We start from the raw sequence: 16723 nt of genomic DNA, 5'->3' as shown, positions 1-16723 counted from the left end.
AGAAAAGGCCTTCCACCTGCTCAACGTCAGCCCCGCAATCTGTACCCAGTAATCGTCTCGTTCACGCACGCATAACCGTGAGAAATCAATGGTCTATGCGCGGCGCACACTCAAAGTTCGGCCTAGCCCGCCACATGAATGCTCCCGCCTATTCCGCCGCCGCCCGCCGAACCAAGAAACTGCCGCCGTTGCGTGTCGGCGTCGGCGGGCCGGTCGGCTCCGGCAAGACCACGCTGCTCGAAATGCTCTGCAAGGCGATGCGCGAGAAATACGATCTCGTCGCCATCACCAACGATATCTATACGAAGGAAGATCAGCGCCTGCTGACCGTCGCGGGCGCGCTGCCGGCCGAGCGCATCATGGGCGTCGAGACGGGCGGCTGCCCGCATACGGCGATCCGCGAGGATGCATCGATCAATCTCGAAGCCGTCGATCGCATGGTGTCGAAGTTTCCGGATGCGGATATCGTGTTCATCGAATCGGGCGGCGATAACCTCGCGGCGACGTTCAGCCCGGAGCTGTCCGATCTGACGATCTACGTGATCGATGTCGCCGGCGGCGAGAAGATTCCGCGCAAGGGCGGACCGGGCATCACGAAGTCGGATCTGCTCGTGATCAACAAGACGGATCTCGCGCCTTATGTCGGCGCGAATCTCGACATCATGGCGAGCGATGCGAAGAAGATGCGCGGCGAGCGCCCGTTCGTGATGTGCAATCTGAAAGCGCTCGATGGGCTCGATGACGTCATCGGCTTCATCGAGAAGAAGGGGCTGCTGCTCGCGTGACACGCGCGGCGAAGATGACGGTCACTTCGCCGCGTCGCTTTCCTCTTCGAGCAACGCGCCGAGCACGCTGACCGTGCGCTCCGTCGCGCCGCGATGGCGCGCCGCGAACGCCGACGCCGCCGCGCTCATCGCGAGCCGCCTGGCTTTGTCGGAGAAGATCTCGCGCAACCCGCGCGCAAGCGCCTGCGGGTCCTGCACGCGCAGCGCGGCGCCCGCCGCGATGGCATCGTTGGTCGCCTGCGTGAAGTTGAACGTATGCGGCCCGATCAGCACCGGCACGCCCGCCGCGCACGCTTCGATCAGATTCTGCCCGCCAAGCGGCAACAGGCTTCCGCCGATGAACGCCAGATCCGCCGCCGCGTAATACGCGCCGAGCTCGCCCATCGAATCGCCGAGCAGCACTTGCACGCTCGCCGGCAGCGGCTCCGGCACGTCCGCGCCCGATCCCGCCGCGATGGGCTTCGGCGCCCACACCGAGCGGCGCGCGCTCGTCAGCCCGAGACTCGCGATCAGCGCGGAGACTTCATCGAAACGCTGCGGATGACGCGGCACGAGAATCAGCAACGCATCGGGCACGTTCAGCGCGGAGAACGCGCGCAGCACCAACGTCTCTTCACCTTCGCGCGTGCTCGCCGCCACCCACACGGGACGATCGCCGATCGCCGCGCGCCATGCCTGACCGCGCGCGACGAGTTCGGGCGGCGCGGTCATGTCGAACTTGAGATTGCCGAGCACCGCGACATTGCGCGCGCCCAGCGCCGTGAGCCGCTCGGCGTCGGACGGCGTCTGCGCGAGCACGCGCGAGAAACCGCCGAACACTTCGCGCACCGCGCGCCCGAACTTCGTCGCGCGCCGATATGAACGTTCCGACATGCGCGCGTTCGTCAGCACGAGCGGCACGTCGGCGCGCTTGCATTCGTCGATGAGCGTCGGCCAGACTTCCGTCTCCATCACGATGCCGAGCGACGGCCGCCATGCGCGCAGAAAACGCCGCACGAGAACCGGCAGATCGTAGGGAAGATAGCCGCGCAGCACGCGATCGCCGAACAGTTCGACGCCGGTCGCGCGGCCGCTCGGCGTCATGTGCGTGAGCAGCACGCGCGCTTCGGGATGCGCCTTCATCAACGCGTCGATGAGCGGCTGCGCCGCCCGCGTCTCCCCGACCGATACCGCGTGCACCCAGATGAGCGGCGCGAGATCATCGGAGCGTCGTGGTGCAATGTGCCCGAAGCGTTCGCCGATATGCTCGCGATAGCCGCGCTCCTTGCGCGAACGGATATAGAGCCGCAGCACCGCGAGCGGCGCGACGATCCACCAGAGCGCCCTGTAGACGGCTCTCAGCACCGCGGCCGATGCGCTCGGAGAAGCCGCGCCGCTCAAACGAGCGCCCTGCCCTTCAGGCGCTCGAGAATGCCGAGCGGCGCGCATTCGGGCCGCGCCATCGCCTTGACGGGCAAAAAGAAGGTCTGCTCCATCATGAACTGGCCGGACATCACCGCGTGCGAAGTCTGATCCGAGAAGCAGACCCACACCGAGCCGGGCGGAAACGGCATCGTCTCCTGCGGTGAAACCTTCTGATAGTCGAGATCGGCCTTCATCGCGTCGTGCAGATGCAGCATCAGATGGTCGTACTCGCTGCGCGGCGACTTCGTGATGTGCAGCAGATTCATGAGCCATGCCGAGCCGGGCGCCTGCGCCTTGATGCCGGGCAGGAAGCGCTTCGCCATGTCCTCGAACGGTTCGCCTACGCGCCACACGCGCGGCGAGCCCTTCGGATTGATGTTCGTGAACACGCGCAGGATGCGCTCGCCGTAGTTCGGACGCGACGGGAAGGCATCGACGTGCAGGCGGCTGTCGTCCTTGCGCCATGACGTCTCGCGCGTTTCGACCTGATGCAGCCGCAGGCTCGTGGGCGCGACGCGCAGCTTGCCGTCGTATTCGGGAAAGAGCCCGTCGACGAGCGAGCGCGCATTGTCCTGATACCGCTTGATGAGCGAGCGCACCGCCGACTGCATCACGTTGTCGCCGAGCACGCCGTTCAGCGCGCCGCCGTTGGGCGCAAGGCTGATGTTCTTGCGCTTCGGGTCGGCGATCTTCGGATCGAGCAGCGCGAGCTCGCCGCCGTCGATCTGAAACCGCAGATTTGGGAAATACAGCACCTTGCCGTTTTCGACGCCGGCAAGCAGCGTCTCGCGCGGCACGGACAGGTTCTTGCCCTGCCAGTCGCCCGATACGACTTCGATGATTTGAGATTCCGTCATGTGTCTACGACCTTGAGTTGCCCGCGCACAGCGCCGCGCACGATGAAAACGCTACAGCAGGCCGAAGCCCGCGAGCGCGGTCTTGACTTCGGAAAGCGTCGGATGCCGGCTCGCGTCGCCGAGATTGACCACCTGCGGAGACCAGTAGCCGCCGGTACGCCAGGCGGTCGAGAAATTGTACAACTCGACGGTCGGGCGCTTCAGCGCCGCGGCAATATGAACCAAGCCCGTATCGACGCCCACGGTCGCCGCGGCGCCGTCGATCAGGCCGACCACCGCGGGCAGCGAAAGCCTGGGCGGCACGATCGCGGCCGCGCCGAATTCCTTCGCGAGCTTTTCGCTCGTCGCGCGTTCGGCGTCGCTGCCCCACGGCAGCACGATCGACGCGCCGCGCGTCACGAGCGCCTGCCCGAGTTCGATCCACGCGGCTTCGGGCCACTGCTTGTCGGCGCGCGACGTGGCGTGCACGAACACGACGTAAGGCACCGGCAGATTCAGCCCGAGCGCGGAGACGGCGAGCGTCGCGCGGTGCGTGTCGAGGCCGAAGTCGATGTCGTCGGTCATCTGCGGCTTCGGCAGATCGAGCGCCGCCGCCACGAGTTGCCGCGTGCGCTCGACGACATGCGTGCGCGGCTCGATCGGCACGCGCCGGTCGTAGAAGAAGCGCACCGGCCATTCGTAGCCCGCGCCCTCGGTGCGATTGCCGAGCCCGACCAGCGGCCCGCGCGCCCAGCTCGCGACCCACGCGGTCTTGATGAGCCCCTGACAGTCGATCACGAGATCGTATTTCTGGGCGGCGAGCTCGCGCTTGAACTTGCCGATCTCGCGCCAGTTCGCAGGCGACGCGAACGCCTTGCGCCAGCGCCGCAGCGAAAACGGGATCGCGCGATGCACGCCGTGCACCAGTTCGACGAGACTCGCGAAACTTTCCTCGACGAGCCAGTCGATCTGCGCATCCGGATAGCGGCGGCGGATGTCGGCGATGGCGGGCATGTTGTGAACGACGTCGCCGAGCGACGACACGCGGACGATCAGGATCTTTTGCACGCTGTGAATGGAGGGCGCGGACCGCGCGGCAGAGGAAGCAGGAAAACGGGGATTTTAGCGCGCGGCGCGCATCAGATAAGCAAAAAAAGCGGCGCGATCTGATTGACCGCGCCGCTTTTCTTCGGGCATGCACGACGCCCGCAATACTCAGAACGGCAACTTCGCGTCCGGCTTCTCCGCCAGAATCACCCGACGAAAATCCTCCTGAATGCGCTTGAGCGCCGCGTCGTTGTCCGCCTCGAAGCGCATCACCACGACCGGCGTCGTGTTCGACGAGCGCGCGAGCCCGAAGCCATCCGGATACTCCACACGCAAGCCGTCGATGGTCAGCACGTCGTCAGCGCCGGTGAACTTCGCGTTCTGTTGCAGTTTCGCGATCAGCGCGAAGTTCTCGCCCTCTTCCAGCTTCAGTTGCAACTCAGGCGTGGAAAGCGAATTCGGCAGATCGTTGAGCAGCTTGCTCGGATCGGCCACGCGCGACAGGATTTCGAGCATGCGCGCGCCGGTGTACAAGCCGTCGTCGAAGCCGTACCAGCGGTCCTTGAAGAACACGTGGCCGCTCATCTCGCCCGCGAGCGGCGCGCCGGTTTCGCGCAGCTTCGCCTTCACGAGCGAGTGGCCCGTCTTCCACATGACCGGCTCGCCGCCCTGCTCGCGCACCCACTTCGCGAGATTGCGCGTGCACTTCACGTCATAGATGATCTGGCCGCCCTTGTTGCGCGAAAGCACTTCCTGCGCGAACAGCATCAACTGGCGATCCGGATAGATGACCTCGCCATCTTTCGTCACGACGCCGAGACGGTCGCCGTCGCCATCGAACGCGAAGCCGATTTCGGCATCGGTTTCCTTGAGCGCCTTGATCACGTCCTGCAGGTTTTCCGGATGCGCAGGGTCCGGGTGATGGTTCGGGAAGTTGCCGTCGATGTCCGTGAACAGTTCGACCAGCTCGCAGCCGAGCGCCTTGAACAGACGCGGCGCAAGCCCGCCCGCGACGCCATTGCCCGTATCGACGACGATCTTCATCGCGCGCACCGGTTTCACGTCCGACACGATGCGGTCGAGATAGATCTGCGACACGTCGAACTCGGTGTAGCTGCCTTCGCCCGCCGTGAAATTGCCGTCGACGATGCGCTTGTACAAGCCCTGGATCTGGTCGCCGTAGATCGCGGCGCCGCGCAGCACCATCTTGAAGCCGTTGTAGTCGGGCGGATTGTGGCTGCCCGTCACGACGATGCACGAATCCACGCGCCGCTCGCCCGAGGGCAAGGGCAGCGGCACGCTCGCCGCGAAATAGCCGACGGGCGTGGGCACCATGCCGACATCGACGACATCGACGCCCGCCGCGCGCAGGCCGTCCGCGAGCGCGCCGACGAGTTCCGGGCCGGACAGGCGCCCGTCGCGCGCGACCACGACCGAGTCGCCGCCCTGGGCTTTGATCTCGCTGCCGAAGGCCTGGCCGATGCTTTTCGCGACATCCTTGTCGACCGTCTTTCCGACGATGCCGCGAATGTCGTATGCCTTGAAGATGGATTGGGATACTTGGCTCATGAGATGGCTACCTCTTCTCTATTAATTGATCAATTCTCGGCGATGCAGCCATGAGGGCGTGCAGGTCGTGACTCGTTGCGCGCCGGTGCAGCGGGCAGAGCGCGCGAACGACTGCCAGATGACGTATCGAATTCTGCCTATGCGTCTATTAAATCAATACGAAAGAAACAATTGGAAGCAAATAAATGCAAAAGAAACGCCAGCGGCGGGCGTGCCCCGGATCGCACTTTATAATCGCTGTCTTTCGGCGCTCTCGTGGCTGCTCGCGCTGGGACAAACCCAGTTCAAGCCTGCGCGTTCATTCTAATCCAATGCTCAAACGCTCTTTCGCCTCGATGCCTTCGAATGAGGCGCGTCCGCTCGCCAACACACAAAATTTGATCGATCACGCGCTTTCGCGAGGCGGTCAGGCTTCGGTAGCACGCGCCGTGCCCGCTTGCGCAGCGGGACTCGCCGCATGAAGGCGTTGACGCGCTCCGGCAATCCGGACGTCGCGCGGGCGCTCATCAATATTGTCTGGCTCGGGCTCGAGCGGCTCACGCAGATCGCGGTCGCCATCGTCATATCGGGCCTGCTCGCGCGCTATCTCGGCCCCGACGATTTCGGCAAATGGCAATACGCGAACACGCTCCTGCTCGTGATCGCGCCGATCACCTGGGTCTGCGGCGCGGAGATTCTCGTGCCGACGATCGTCAACCGCGCGCCCGCCGAAACCGGCGCCGTGCTCGGCAGCGCGTTCGTGCTGCGCATCGGCGTCTCGGTCATCGCGCTCGTGCTGACGTGGCTCTGGATCGCGGCGGGCGGCACCGACCCGATGGTCGGTCTGATGCTCGCGGGCCTCGCCCTCACGATGCTCTTTCGCGAGCCGTTCATCGGCGTCGTCAATTCGTGGCTGCAAAGTCTCACGTACAGCAAGCCGCAACTCATCGCGAGCATGATGGCCGCCATCGCGAAGGCGGCGCTCGTCTACACGCTCGTGCGTCTCGCGGCCGCGCCGCCCGCCTTCGGCTGGCTCTGGGCGCTCGAAGCCGCGGCGATCAGCGCGGCGCTCGTCGCGTATTACATGCGCCGGCATGGCGGCAAGCTCGGCTGGCATTTCGACCGCGCGCTCTTCAGACATTTCGCGAGCGCGGGCACGGTGTTCTGGCTCGGGCTCATCTGCATGTATCTGTTCCTGAAGCTCGACCGGCTGATGCTCGCGCATCGCGTATCGTTCGCGGAACTCGGGCTTTATTCCGCCGCGCAGCAATTGAACGAAAACTGGATCGCGCTCGCGCTGATGCTCTCGCAGACCATCGCGCCCGCGTTCGTCTATCGCGTGCAGGACAGGGCGCGCCTGAAGCGCAATCTCGTGCGGCTCTTCGCGATGACCGCCGTGCTGATGATCGCGGGCGCGGCCGTCCTCGATTCGCTCGCGGGCTTCATCATCGCGCGCGTGTTCGGCCCGAACTACGCGGGCGCGGCCGATATTTTCCGCTGGGCCGTGTGGCTTTCGGTGCCCGCGGGCATCGAGGCGATCGGCAATCTCGTCGTATTGAAATATCAGGCGAAGTACGTGCTGCTGTCGAAGTGGCTGTTCGCGCTCGCGGTGGCCTTCGCGGTGAACTGGATCGCGATTCCGCGCATCGAAGGCTACGGCGCGCTGATCGGGCTCGCGGCGGGTTACGTCGCGGCGGCGTCGGTGAACTTCTACTACATTCGTTTCCGGCTGCGCGCATGAGTGATCTATCCGACATCGCTGTGTTGATGCCCGCGTTCAACGGCCAGGCCGATGTCGAACGCACGCTCGCGTCGTTCAGGGAAACGTCGGCGGTGCACGTGCTGATCGTCGATGACGGCAGCACGCCGCCAATCGTCGCGCCCGTCATCGACGGCATGCACATCGACATCCTGCGCATGCCGAAGAACGGCGGCATCGAGCGCGCGCTCGAAGCGGGCATCACCGAACTTGCGGCGCGCGGCGTGCGCTACGCGGCGCGCATCGACGCGGGCGATCTCGCGACGCCCGGCCGCCTCGCGAAGCAGCGCGCGTACATGGAGGCGCATCCGCGCGTCGCCGTGCTGGGCATGTGGACGCACGTCGTATCGACGCAAGGCGCGCCGCTCTTCGATCTGACGCCGCCAGCCGAACCCGCCGCGATCCGCCGCATGATGCTTGCGCGCACCTGCTTCACGCATCCGTCGCTGATGCTGCGCGTCGATGCCGTGATCGAAGCGGGCAACTATCGCGCGCAGTATCGCGCCGCCGAGGATCTCGATCTGATCCTCCGATTGTTGCAGCGTCATGACGGCGCGAACCTGCCCGAGTTCGGCCTTTTCTACGAGCTGAACGAAGGCGGCATCAGCGCGACGAAGCGGCGCGCGCAGGTCATGTCGACGCTGCGCCTGCAACTGCGTCATTTGCGCGTGACGAATCCGCTCGACTGGGCGGGCATCGCGAAGAGCATCGCGCACCTGGTGCTGCCGTATCGCGCGTTGCGCAGTCTGAAGGCGAAGTTGCTGAAAACCGCCTCTTCCGCGTAACGATGATTGTGTCGAATTCTTTTTGTTTAGTTTTGCGCTACGTTGAGCGCACGGCGAATCCGCGTGAAGCATGCAGCGCGATCGATGCCGTCGAACCGTGACTTCCGGATGACGAAAGAAAAGTCGAGTCTTCGCATCGCCCTCGTCTGCAACACGGCGTGGGCGATCTACACCTACCGGCGCGGCGTGCTGCGCATGCTGACCGCGCGCGGCGCGCAAGTGACGATCATCGCGCCGCGCGACCGCACCTTCGAGCCGCTCACGGAAATGGGCTGCCGCTGCGTCGAGCTGCCGGTGGCATCGAAGGGAACGGACCCGCGTCAGGACCTGAAGACGCTCGCCGCGCTTTATCGCGAATATCGCGAAACGCGCCCGCATATCGTGTTTCACTACACGATCAAGCCGAACATCTACGGCTCGCTCGCCGCGATGCTCGCGCGCGTGCCGTCGATCGCGGTGACGACCGGCCTCGGCTACGTGTTCATCCAGAAGAGCCGCACGGCGCAGGTCGCGAAGCGGCTGTACCGTTTCGCGTTCCGCTTTCCGCGCGAAGTGTGGTTCCTGAACCGCGACGATCACGAAGCGTTTCTGCACGAGAATCTGCTCGCGCATCCGGATCGCGCGCGGCGTCTGCACGGCGAAGGCGTCGATCTGGATGAATTCGCGTTCGAGCCGCTGCCCGCACGCGAGGATTTCGTGTTCATCCTGATCGGCCGGCTTCTGTGGGATAAAGGCGTGGCGGAATATGTGGAAGCCGCGCGCAGAATCCGCGCTAAATTTCCGCACGCGCGTTTTCAATTGCTCGGGCCGGTCGGCGTCGACAATCCCAGCGCGATCAGCCGCACCGACGTGCAGAAGTGGGAAACGGACAATATCGTCGAATATCTGGGCGAAGCGAACGACGTGCGGCCGCTCGTGGCCGCGGCGGATTGCGTCGTGCTGCCCTCATATCGCGAAGGCGTGCCGCGCACGCTGATGGAAGCCTCGGCGATGGGCCGCCCGATCGTCGCCACCGATGTGCCCGGCTGCCGCGAGGTGGTCGAGCACGGCGAAAACGGCCTGCTCTGCGAGGTGAAGAGCGCCGACAGCCTCGCCGAGGCGCTCGAGCGCATGCTGACGCTGCCCATCGCGGAGCGCGAAGCGATGGCGCGGCGCGGCCGCGAAAAAGTCGCCCGCGAATTCGACGAAAAAAATGTCGTCGAACGCTACAAGGGCACAATACATGCCATTACCGGCATTTCACTCTGATTCGACTCACTGGGAGAGCACATGACGAATGGCACACAGTCGCAGGTTCAGGCGACGAAAGGCACGATTCTCGTGACAGGCGGAGCGGGCTTCATCGGTTCGCACACGTGCGTCGAACTGCTCGATGCGGGCTACGGCGTCGTGGTCATCGACAACCTGGTCAACAGCCGCGCGGAGTCGACGAAGCGCGTCGAGCGCATCACCGGCAAGCGCGTGGCACTGTATGAAGCCGACGCGCGCGACGAAGCCGCGCTCAACCGCATCTTCGACGCGCACGACATCACCGGCGCGATCCACTTCGCGGCGCTGAAAGCCGTGGGAGAGTCGGTCGCGAAACCGGTCGAGTACTACGGCAACAACATCGGCAGCCTGCTCGCCGTGCTCAAGGTGATGAAAGAGCGCAACGTGCGCAACTTCGTGTTCAGCTCGTCCGCGACGGTGTACGGCGTGCCGAAGAGCGTGCCGATCGACGAATCCTTCCCGCTCTCGGCGACCAACCCCTACGGCCAGTCGAAGCTCATCGCCGAGCAGATTCTCCGCGATCTCGAAGTCTCCGATCCGTCGTGGCGCATCGCGACGCTGCGCTATTTCAACCCGGTCGGCGCGCATGAGAGCGGGCTGATCGGCGAAGATCCGGCGGGCATTCCGAACAACCTGATGCCGTATGTCGCGCAGGTGGCCGTCGGCAAGCTGGAGCGCCTGCGCGTCTTCGGCAGCGATTACGATACGCACGACGGCACCGGCGTGCGCGATTACATTCACGTCGTGGATCTGGCGCGCGGGCATATCGCCGCCATCGACGCGCTGAAGACGCTCGACCGCAGCTTCGTCGTGAATCTCGGCACGGGGCAAGGCTACAGCGTGCTCGATGTCGTGAAGGCCTTCGAAGCCGCATCGGGCAAAACCGTGCCGTACGAGCTGGTGCCCCGCCGCCCGGGCGATGTCGCTGCCTGCTACGCCGATCCGGCCGCCGCTGCGGAACTGATCGGCTGGCGCGCGGAACATGGCATCGAACGCATGTGCGCGGATCACTGGCGCTGGCAGTCGCAGAATCCGAAGGGATTCGCGTAAAGTCTCGCTGCGCCCCGCGCCGGCTTTTGCTTAGATATGAGCGCGACGCGGGGCTGCTTCTCTCGACCGGTTCTATTTCATGCTTAGTTTCGCGCTTGCTTTTCTGGTCTCGCTGCTCGTGACCTTGTTGATCGTGCGCTTCGCACACCTGCAGGAAGGCGTGCTCGGCGACACCGATCTCGCCGGCGTGCAGAAGTTTCACGCGCGGCCCGTCCCGCGCATCGGCGGCGTCGGCATCATTTGCGGGCTGACCGCATCGGCCGTGCAGCTGCGATGGAGCTATCCGGCCGTGTCGGGCGGGATTCTCGGCATCGTCGCGTGCGGGCTGCCGGCGTTTCTCTCCGGGCTCATCGAAGACCTGACCAAGCGCGTCTCGCCGCTCGCACGCCTCATCTGCACGATGGCGGCCGCGGGCCTCGCCTACGCGTTCCTCGATATCGCGGTCACGCGCATCAGCGTGCCGCCGCTCGATTTCCTGCTGTCCTACGCGGTCATTTCGTGCGCGGTGACGGTGATCGCCGTCGCGGCGCTGGCGAACGCGGTGAATATCATCGACGGCTTCAACGGCCTGGCGTCCATGGTCAGCTTCATGATGTTCGCCTCGCTCGCCTACGTGGCGTTCCAGGTGCACGATCCGGTCGTGCTGTCGGGCTCGCTCATCATGATGGGCGCGGTGATGGGCTTCTTCATCTGGAACTTTCCCGCCGGGCTGATCTTTCTCGGCGACGGCGGTGCGTACTTCGTCGGCTTCATGCTGGGCGAGCTGTCGATCCTGCTCGTGATGCGCAACCGCGACGTCTCCGCGTGGTATCCCGTGCTGCTCTTCATGTATCCGATCTTCGAGACGTGCTTTTCGATCTATCGGAAGAAATTCATTCGCGGCATCTCGCCCGGCATTCCGGACGGCGTGCATCTGCATATGCTCGTCTACAAGCGCCTGATGCGCTGGGCCGTCGGCGCGAAGAACGCGCACGAACTCACGCGGCGCAATTCGCTCACGTCGCCATATCTGTGGCTGCTGTGCCTCATCGCGGTGATTCCCGCCACGCTCTTCTGGCGGCACACGCTGCATCTGTTCTGCTTCGTCGTGGTGTTCGCGGCGACTTACGTGTGGCTCTACATGAGCATCGTGCGCTTCAAGGCGCCGCGCTGGCTGGTGGTTCGCCGCCCGCACACGGTGAAGAAGTGATTCTTTTTGAATGACGCAAACGCCGCCCTCTTTCGGGCGGCGTTTTCATTTGCACGTTACGTCAGGTGCTTCCTGAAGAACTCGGCGGTGCGGCCGTTGGCGAGTTGCGCGGCGGCCGCATCGTAATGTACGCCCTGGTTGCGCGCGAACGCGTGATGGCAGCCCGGATACGTGAACGCCTCCACGTTCGCGTGCCCCTGCACCGCCGCGAGCACGCGATTGCGCGCGTCGGCAGGAATGAACTCGTCTTCTTCCGCGAGGTGCAGCATGAGCGGCACCTTGATCTTCGGCAGTTCGACGAGATGCTGGTCCGTGCCGCCGCCGTAGTAGGAAACCGATGCATCGACATCGGTGCGGGCGGCCGTCAGAAAGGACAGCAAGCCGCCCAGACAGAAGCCGACCGAGCCGATTTTGCCCTTCACCTGCGACAGACCGCGCGCGAAGCCGATGGTCGCCGCGATGTCCTCGACGCCCGTGTTCACGTCGAACGCGGTGTAATACTTCATCGCCTGCTGCCATTCGGCTTCGGTCTTGTCGGTGAGCTCGACGTTCGGCTCGAGCCGCCAGAACAGGTCGGGGCACAGCGCGACATAGCCCTGGCGCGCGTACTCGTCGCAGGTTTCGCGCATGTCGGCGTTGATGCCGAATATCTCCTGGATGACGACCACGGCGGGCGCGGGCGTCTGCGCGGGATAAGCGACATAGGCGTCGAAATTGCCGTCGGGCGTTGAGATGCTGAGCATGTCGGACACAGAAGTCTCCTTTCGAGTTGGGCTGCGAGGTGGATCGCCCGCTATTATGCGGCGGCCTTGATTCGGCCGAGGTAGGTCTTGAGCACGTCGGACAGTTCCTTGACGAGCAATTGCCATATCGTCAGGTCGTTTTTGTCGTCTTCGATGCGGCTGCTCTCGCGGAACACGAAGCGGATCAGCGCGAGCAAGGGCACCGCGACCAGCGCCGCGATCACGATGATCGGCGTGAGAAGCAGGCCGCTCGTGCCGGGATCGGCCTTGTACGTGCTGTAGAACAGCCGCATACCGAAGGAACCGGTCCAGACGACGAACCATATCGTCAGCGTCGCGATGATTCCCGCCACGCCGAAGAAAGCATACTGCCTGAGTTGACGATACTGCTTTCGATCGGCGATATCCTCCTCGATGAGCGTCGGATGGGCCGCATGCTGTTCGCGCTCGGCCACTATCGACAGATCCGATGCGTCGTCCCGTTCTGACGCTGAGTTCTTCTCTTTCGCGTCCATGCTCAATAAATCCATCCAAGTTTTTTTAGTCGTAGCTTCATCGCGAGTTGTGACACCGCGAATGCTTCCGTCAGCCGGATAAAGTCAGTGACGTTCTGCTTTTCGATCAGAATGTTGACCGCGAAGCCTGGAATCAACAATTCGAGCGCAAAGCGGTTAGCCTGATTCTCGATCTCGTCCAGTTGCACGGGCGCGAATTGACGCGAAGTATCGACGAAGCGCCTGCCATGCTTCAACGCGAAGTGCCCCAATTCGTTAGCAACGACGAACCTCATACGCGACTCCGGCTCAGTCGAATTCGTGTAAATATGCGGCCGCCCGTCTATAAGCTCGAAGCGCCCAAGTTCCCTTCGCTCCATCTCCGGATCATGCTCCACGACCACATTCGCGGCCCTCGCAATCGCAAACGGATCGACCGGCAGATTTCCATCCCAATGCTCCGAGAGCATGTACCGCGCCGCCATTCTCGGCATAATCGTTTGCCCTCCATCAGCAAGTCATTGCTCGCAGCGGATAGTTCGTCATCCTTTGCGTTTAAGCGATGAAGTCTATCATCGGGCACGCGGCGGTCTCCATGCACCTCGTCCGAATGGCTAATGCGAAGCCGAAAGAAAAAACGTGGGGTTGGCGAAGAAACGACGCGAGATGCCTTGCGGCAAGAACGCATTCGATACGCGAAGAATCACGCGCGCGCCCGCATCGAGTGACGCGGCGACAGGAATGAAACCCGAGCGTGACAACCGCTCACCTCGGCGATGATGGCGAGTCCCCGGATGAAATCGACGTGATCGATCGATCGGGGCCTTGCATGCGTGTCGCGCCGAACAAGCCCATGCCGTTTCCCTTCTGCGAGGGTCGTTCGTTGTCGTGTGGCTCGCACGGCCGGAGCCGGGCGTCCTCGTGGGCCTGCTTTCCCGAAACAGCGGGATACCTCGTATCGGCGCGCGCACGCGCATCGCGCATGTTGGTTGGTCTCACCGGAATGCGGTTTCCGGCCATGCAATCTTCGGTCGATCCACCCGCGGCGGCCCGCCAGAATCCCGTGCTTTGCGGACAGGGCGAAGCGCGCGCGCCTTCGCCGCAACGCATCGATGAAGCGCTCCACACGAAGCGTGGCGCAGCCCACAATCGCATCCGTCCATTCGCGCCGAAGGCTAGTCGCGAAACGCCGCAGCAAAAGCGCGCACCCGGGGCCGCTGATATATTCGCCGAAAAAATACGGGGTATCCGGGGGCGTCATGCGCAACAAGTTCGCCGTCGTCTGGATCTGGCTCTGCCTGCTCCCGCTCGCCTTCGATTTCAAGGGCGCGGAGACGGCCAGCAAGATCATCGAGATTCTGCTCAGCGTGACTGCGATGGGCGCGGCCTGCGCGATGCTTCTGATCGCGCCGCGTTTCGCGCGCCGTTCGCGCATGCGCACGTTCGTCACGTCGCTCTTTCTGCTCACGATGCTCGGCAGCGTCGCCACGCACCTGCTGCAAGGCAACGACCCGGGCAACTACACGCGCGTGATCCTGCCGTTCGTACTGATGCTGCTCGGCTTCTTCGTCGGCTGCCGTCCGTGGGATCCGCAACGGCTGGAGCAGATCGAGCGCGCGATGTACTGGTCGATGATTGCATCGCTCGCGTTCAGCCTGGGCATCGGCATCGCGATGAGCGGCGGGCTGGATAACGCGAGCCTGAGAAGCGTGCCGGTCACATTCCTGTGCCTGCAAGGGCTGCTGCTTCACGAAATCGTCTTCGCGAAGCGAATCGCCGGCACCGCCGTGCTGCTCTTTCTCGCGACCATCGTCATCGAACTGTTCGACGGGACGCGCACGCTGCTCGCCGGCACCGTGCTGCTGTTCGTGTACGCGGCGTGGCTCGCCGCGCCGTCGATCAAGCCGCTCTTCGGCGCGGGCCTGCGCGCATTGATGATCCTGACGCTGCTCGGCGCGATGACAGCCGCATCGGCCGCGCTCTTCCCGTCGGTCGCCGAGCACTTGATAGAGCGCCTGTCGTTCGTGAAGGACGTACCGGCCGGCCGCGACCCGGCCACGGTCACGCGTCTCGCGCAGATGAAGGACCAGTACGATCAGACGATGTCATCGCCGTTGTCCATCGCCGTCGGCAAGGGCTATGGACACGACTATCGCTATGCGCCGTCGTATCTGCCCGATCTCGCCGGCCAGATCAGCAGCACGGATTTCTCCGCGGTCAGGCTATGGGGCGCCGGGCGCGATTTCTGGGTGTATCAGTTGTTCGCGGGCGGCGTGCTGTTCGGTTTCGCGATGCCGATCGCAATTCTGTGGGCGCTCTGGCGCGGCTCGATGGCCTATCGCGCGTGGCGGCTCCGCGCGGCCGACACGCTCCATCTGCCGGTGCTCGGGCGCGCGCTCTTCGTGCTGGCTGCGCTGCCCGCGACGACCATCGGCGGCAATCCGCTCGGCAACCGCTTCTCCGGGCTCGTGTTCGGCGTCGCGCTGGGTCTGGTGGTCGCGTCGTATGCGCGCATCTCGCACGCGATGCACATGCGCGACGCCGAAGCGGCCGGGCACACGCCGCAGCATCGATATCCGTTTTATGGCGCGCCGCCCGAGATGCGTCCGCAAGACGCGTCGCTGTCGGAGATTCTGCCGGCGGACATGTCGCACGCATCCGGTCTCGCGCAAGGACAGGAACGTCGCGAACCGCCGGAACCCGGCTCGCTCACGCCTTACGCCTGATCCGGGCCTGGCGCGTCGTTCACTGCGCGGGCAAATGCGCCCGCAGATACGGCGCGAAACCGTTCTGCACGGCGATGATCTTCGTCGCGCAGTCGTCGAAATCGGAGCCTCGCGCGCGCTCGTCGCCGAACATGCCCTTGCATTGCGCGAAGAGCGAAATGGTCGCGCCGTTGCCGTTGGCCACGCGCGTCGCCGAGAACACCGGCTTGCCGGAACCCGAAGGCACGTCCGTTTCGATCGCGGCATCGTCGGCACGTGTAAGGCGTTCCTTCGAGTTCTGCTCGACGTAAGTCTTCGTGAGCTTCCAGGCCGCGTCGCATTGCGCGGCGTCGCGGCATGCGACGGTCGCGTTGCGTTGCGCCGTGTCGAGCGACTGCTGCGAGAGCAGGAACGTGCGTTCCTTTTGCTGCTCCTTTTCGGCGGACGAGCACGCGGTGAGGACGATCGATGCGACTGCGAGAGCGATGAGCTTTTTCACGGGCGGACAGCCTAAAAATCAGGTCGGACGGCGATTATAACGACGCCCGCCTGCGCCTCGCGGGAAACGCCTCCTCATGGCGTGCCCGCCGGCACGAATGGCCGTATCCGCATGACTTTTGGCGTCGTCCCGCACGGGTGCGCAATATCCTGTTCTCATGCGCGGCTCGCAGGCCGGAGCGTTTCGAAAGCGCCGCTTTCTCAAACCCGATGACTGACCGCGACAACCCGGAGGCATCCATGAAACACGAGCTGCGCACGGCGCTCCTGTCGCTCGCCATGACCGTTCTCGCGCCGTGCGCGCTGGCCGCGGCGTCCGCTGCGCACGCGCAAACGGATCTGGCCGGCGACGTATCGTCGATGGACGCGTTGCTCGCGCAACAGAACGGCTACGTGGGGAATCCCGCGGGCGGCGCGCGGCTGCGTCCGGGCGCACGCAACGCGGACGCGAAGTCGATGATGATGCCCCGAAGCGCAGCGGCGACGCTCTATCCGGCGCCCCCGGGCCTGAAGCCGCCCGTGTCGAACGCGGCGCGCGCGCGCGACATCTACAAGTCGCCGTATTGAACTCGCCGACAATGAAAAAGCCGGGGACGCGCCCCGGCTTCGAC

General features: G+C 64.4%; 16 protein-coding genes. 8 read left to right on the top strand and 8 right to left on the bottom strand.

Going from position 1 to position 16723, the window contains the following annotated elements; genetic code table 11:
* Positions 1–134 precede the first annotated feature (134 nt).
* Positions 135–785 (top strand): urease accessory protein UreG, encoded by a 651-nt coding sequence (gene ureG / locus AWB78_RS29455; RefSeq protein ID WP_062609927.1) that lies wholly within the window; start codon positions 135–137, stop codon positions 783–785.
* Positions 786–806: 21 nt separating this feature from the next.
* On the opposite strand, the gene waaA is transcribed toward ureG, so the two are convergent.
* The 4 genes from waaA to AWB78_RS29435 all read right to left on the bottom strand — a co-directional run bounded on the left by waaA (position 807) and on the right by AWB78_RS29435 (position 5641).
* The gene (gene waaA / locus AWB78_RS29450; RefSeq protein ID WP_062609938.1) at positions 807–2129 is read right to left on the bottom strand and encodes a lipid IV(A) 3-deoxy-D-manno-octulosonic acid transferase; all 1323 of its coding nucleotides are present in this window, start codon (positions 2127–2129) and stop codon (positions 807–809) included.
* 32 nt (positions 2130–2161) lie between these two features.
* On the bottom strand, positions 2162–3046 hold the full coding sequence (gene kdoO / locus AWB78_RS29445) for a Kdo hydroxylase KdoO (protein WP_062609925.1): 885 nt from the start codon (positions 3044–3046) through the stop codon (positions 2162–2164).
* Positions 3047–3097: 51 nt separating this feature from the next.
* Positions 3098–4093, bottom strand: coding sequence for a lipopolysaccharide heptosyltransferase I (waaC, locus tag AWB78_RS29440; protein WP_062609923.1), 996 nt, complete (start codon positions 4091–4093; stop codon positions 3098–3100).
* Positions 4094–4240: 147 nt separating this feature from the next.
* The gene (locus AWB78_RS29435) at positions 4241–5641 is read right to left on the bottom strand and encodes a phosphomannomutase/phosphoglucomutase (RefSeq protein ID WP_062609921.1); all 1401 of its coding nucleotides are present in this window, start codon (positions 5639–5641) and stop codon (positions 4241–4243) included.
* Between the two features lie 457 nt (positions 5642–6098).
* Between AWB78_RS29435 and AWB78_RS29430 the strand changes: the two genes are divergently transcribed.
* From AWB78_RS29430 to AWB78_RS29410, 5 genes are all read left to right on the top strand, one after another.
* A complete protein-coding gene (locus AWB78_RS29430; RefSeq protein ID WP_062609919.1) occupies positions 6099–7361 on the top strand; it encodes an oligosaccharide flippase family protein in 1263 nt (420 codons plus the stop codon).
* Entirely contained in the window at positions 7358–8164 is an 807-nt protein-coding gene (locus AWB78_RS29425) for a glycosyltransferase (RefSeq protein ID WP_062609917.1), read from the top strand. Before AWB78_RS29430 ends, AWB78_RS29425 begins: the two co-directional genes overlap by 4 nt.
* Positions 8165–8272: 108 nt before the next feature.
* Positions 8273–9412 carry a glycosyltransferase family 4 protein gene (locus tag AWB78_RS29420; protein ID WP_062609915.1) on the top strand — a complete coding sequence of 380 codons (1140 nt, stop codon included), beginning with the start codon at positions 8273–8275 and terminating at the stop codon, positions 9410–9412.
* Between the two features lie 21 nt (positions 9413–9433).
* Positions 9434–10483, top strand: coding sequence for a UDP-glucose 4-epimerase GalE (galE, locus tag AWB78_RS29415; protein WP_062609914.1), 1050 nt, complete (start codon positions 9434–9436; stop codon positions 10481–10483).
* Positions 10484–10562: 79 nt separating this feature from the next.
* Entirely contained in the window at positions 10563–11672 is a 1110-nt protein-coding gene (locus AWB78_RS29410; protein ID WP_062609912.1) for an MraY family glycosyltransferase, read from the top strand.
* Between the two features lie 56 nt (positions 11673–11728).
* On the opposite strand, the gene AWB78_RS29405 is transcribed toward AWB78_RS29410, so the two are convergent.
* From AWB78_RS29405 to AWB78_RS29395, 3 genes are read right to left on the bottom strand one after another with little or no spacing between them, the layout of a single operon-like run.
* Positions 11729–12424, bottom strand: coding sequence for a dienelactone hydrolase family protein (locus AWB78_RS29405; protein WP_062609910.1), 696 nt, complete (start codon positions 12422–12424; stop codon positions 11729–11731).
* Positions 12425–12468: 44 nt separating this feature from the next.
* On the bottom strand, positions 12469–12930 hold the full coding sequence (locus AWB78_RS29400) for a hypothetical protein (RefSeq protein WP_062609908.1): 462 nt from the start codon (positions 12928–12930) through the stop codon (positions 12469–12471).
* Positions 12931–12932: 2 nt separating this feature from the next.
* A complete protein-coding gene (locus tag AWB78_RS29395) occupies positions 12933–13379 on the bottom strand; it encodes an ImmA/IrrE family metallo-endopeptidase (protein WP_157697664.1) in 447 nt (148 codons plus the stop codon).
* Positions 13380–14168: 789 nt separating this feature from the next.
* Here AWB78_RS29395 and AWB78_RS29390 point away from each other — a divergent pair.
* A complete protein-coding gene (locus AWB78_RS29390) occupies positions 14169–15635 on the top strand; it encodes a hypothetical protein (RefSeq protein WP_062609903.1) in 1467 nt (488 codons plus the stop codon).
* 19 nt (positions 15636–15654) lie between these two features.
* Here the strand turns inward: AWB78_RS29390 and AWB78_RS29385 are convergent, their stop codons facing one another.
* Positions 15655–16113: a hypothetical protein gene (locus AWB78_RS29385; protein ID WP_062609901.1), complete on the bottom strand. Its 459-nt coding sequence runs from the start codon at positions 16111–16113 to the stop codon at positions 15655–15657.
* Between the two features lie 239 nt (positions 16114–16352).
* Here AWB78_RS29385 and AWB78_RS29380 point away from each other — a divergent pair, with 239 nt between their 5' ends.
* Positions 16353–16679 (top strand): hypothetical protein, encoded by a 327-nt coding sequence (locus AWB78_RS29380; RefSeq protein ID WP_062609899.1) that lies wholly within the window; start codon positions 16353–16355, stop codon positions 16677–16679.
* Positions 16680–16723: the final 44 nt, after the last annotated feature.

Origin of the sequence: Caballeronia calidae (assembly GCF_900044055.2) — a bacterium.
In the GTDB taxonomy this organism is placed as follows: Bacteria; Pseudomonadota; Gammaproteobacteria; order Burkholderiales; family Burkholderiaceae; genus Caballeronia; species Caballeronia calidae.
This window is presented reverse-complemented; position numbering and strand designations above follow the sequence as displayed.

Bases quoted from the DNA above. Each gene is read 5' to 3' on its own strand.
- AWB78_RS29400 (WP_062609908.1), bottom strand. From the start codon at position 12,930: ATGGACGCGAAAGAGAAGAACTCAGCGTCAGAACGGGACGACGCATCG.
- AWB78_RS29380 (WP_062609899.1), top strand. From the start codon at position 16,353: ATGAAACACGAGCTGCGCACGGCGCTCCTGTCGCTCGCCATGACCGTT.
- AWB78_RS29420 (WP_062609915.1), top strand. From the start codon at position 8,273: ATGACGAAAGAAAAGTCGAGTCTTCGCATCGCCCTCGTCTGCAACACG.
- AWB78_RS29425 (WP_062609917.1), top strand. From the start codon at position 7,358: ATGAGTGATCTATCCGACATCGCTGTGTTGATGCCCGCGTTCAACGGC.
- kdoO (WP_062609925.1), bottom strand. From the start codon at position 3,046: ATGACGGAATCTCAAATCATCGAAGTCGTATCGGGCGACTGGCAGGGC.
- AWB78_RS29430 (WP_062609919.1), top strand. From the start codon at position 6,099: ATGAAGGCGTTGACGCGCTCCGGCAATCCGGACGTCGCGCGGGCGCTC.
- AWB78_RS29410 (WP_062609912.1), top strand. From the start codon at position 10,563: ATGCTTAGTTTCGCGCTTGCTTTTCTGGTCTCGCTGCTCGTGACCTTG.
- AWB78_RS29390 (WP_062609903.1), top strand. From the start codon at position 14,169: ATGCGCAACAAGTTCGCCGTCGTCTGGATCTGGCTCTGCCTGCTCCCG.
- galE (WP_062609914.1), top strand. From the start codon at position 9,434: ATGACGAATGGCACACAGTCGCAGGTTCAGGCGACGAAAGGCACGATT.
- AWB78_RS29435 (WP_062609921.1), bottom strand. From the start codon at position 5,641: ATGAGCCAAGTATCCCAATCCATCTTCAAGGCATACGACATTCGCGGC.
- AWB78_RS29395 (WP_157697664.1), bottom strand. From the start codon at position 13,379: ATGCTCTCGGAGCATTGGGATGGAAATCTGCCGGTCGATCCGTTTGCG.
- ureG (WP_062609927.1), top strand. From the start codon at position 135: ATGAATGCTCCCGCCTATTCCGCCGCCGCCCGCCGAACCAAGAAACTG.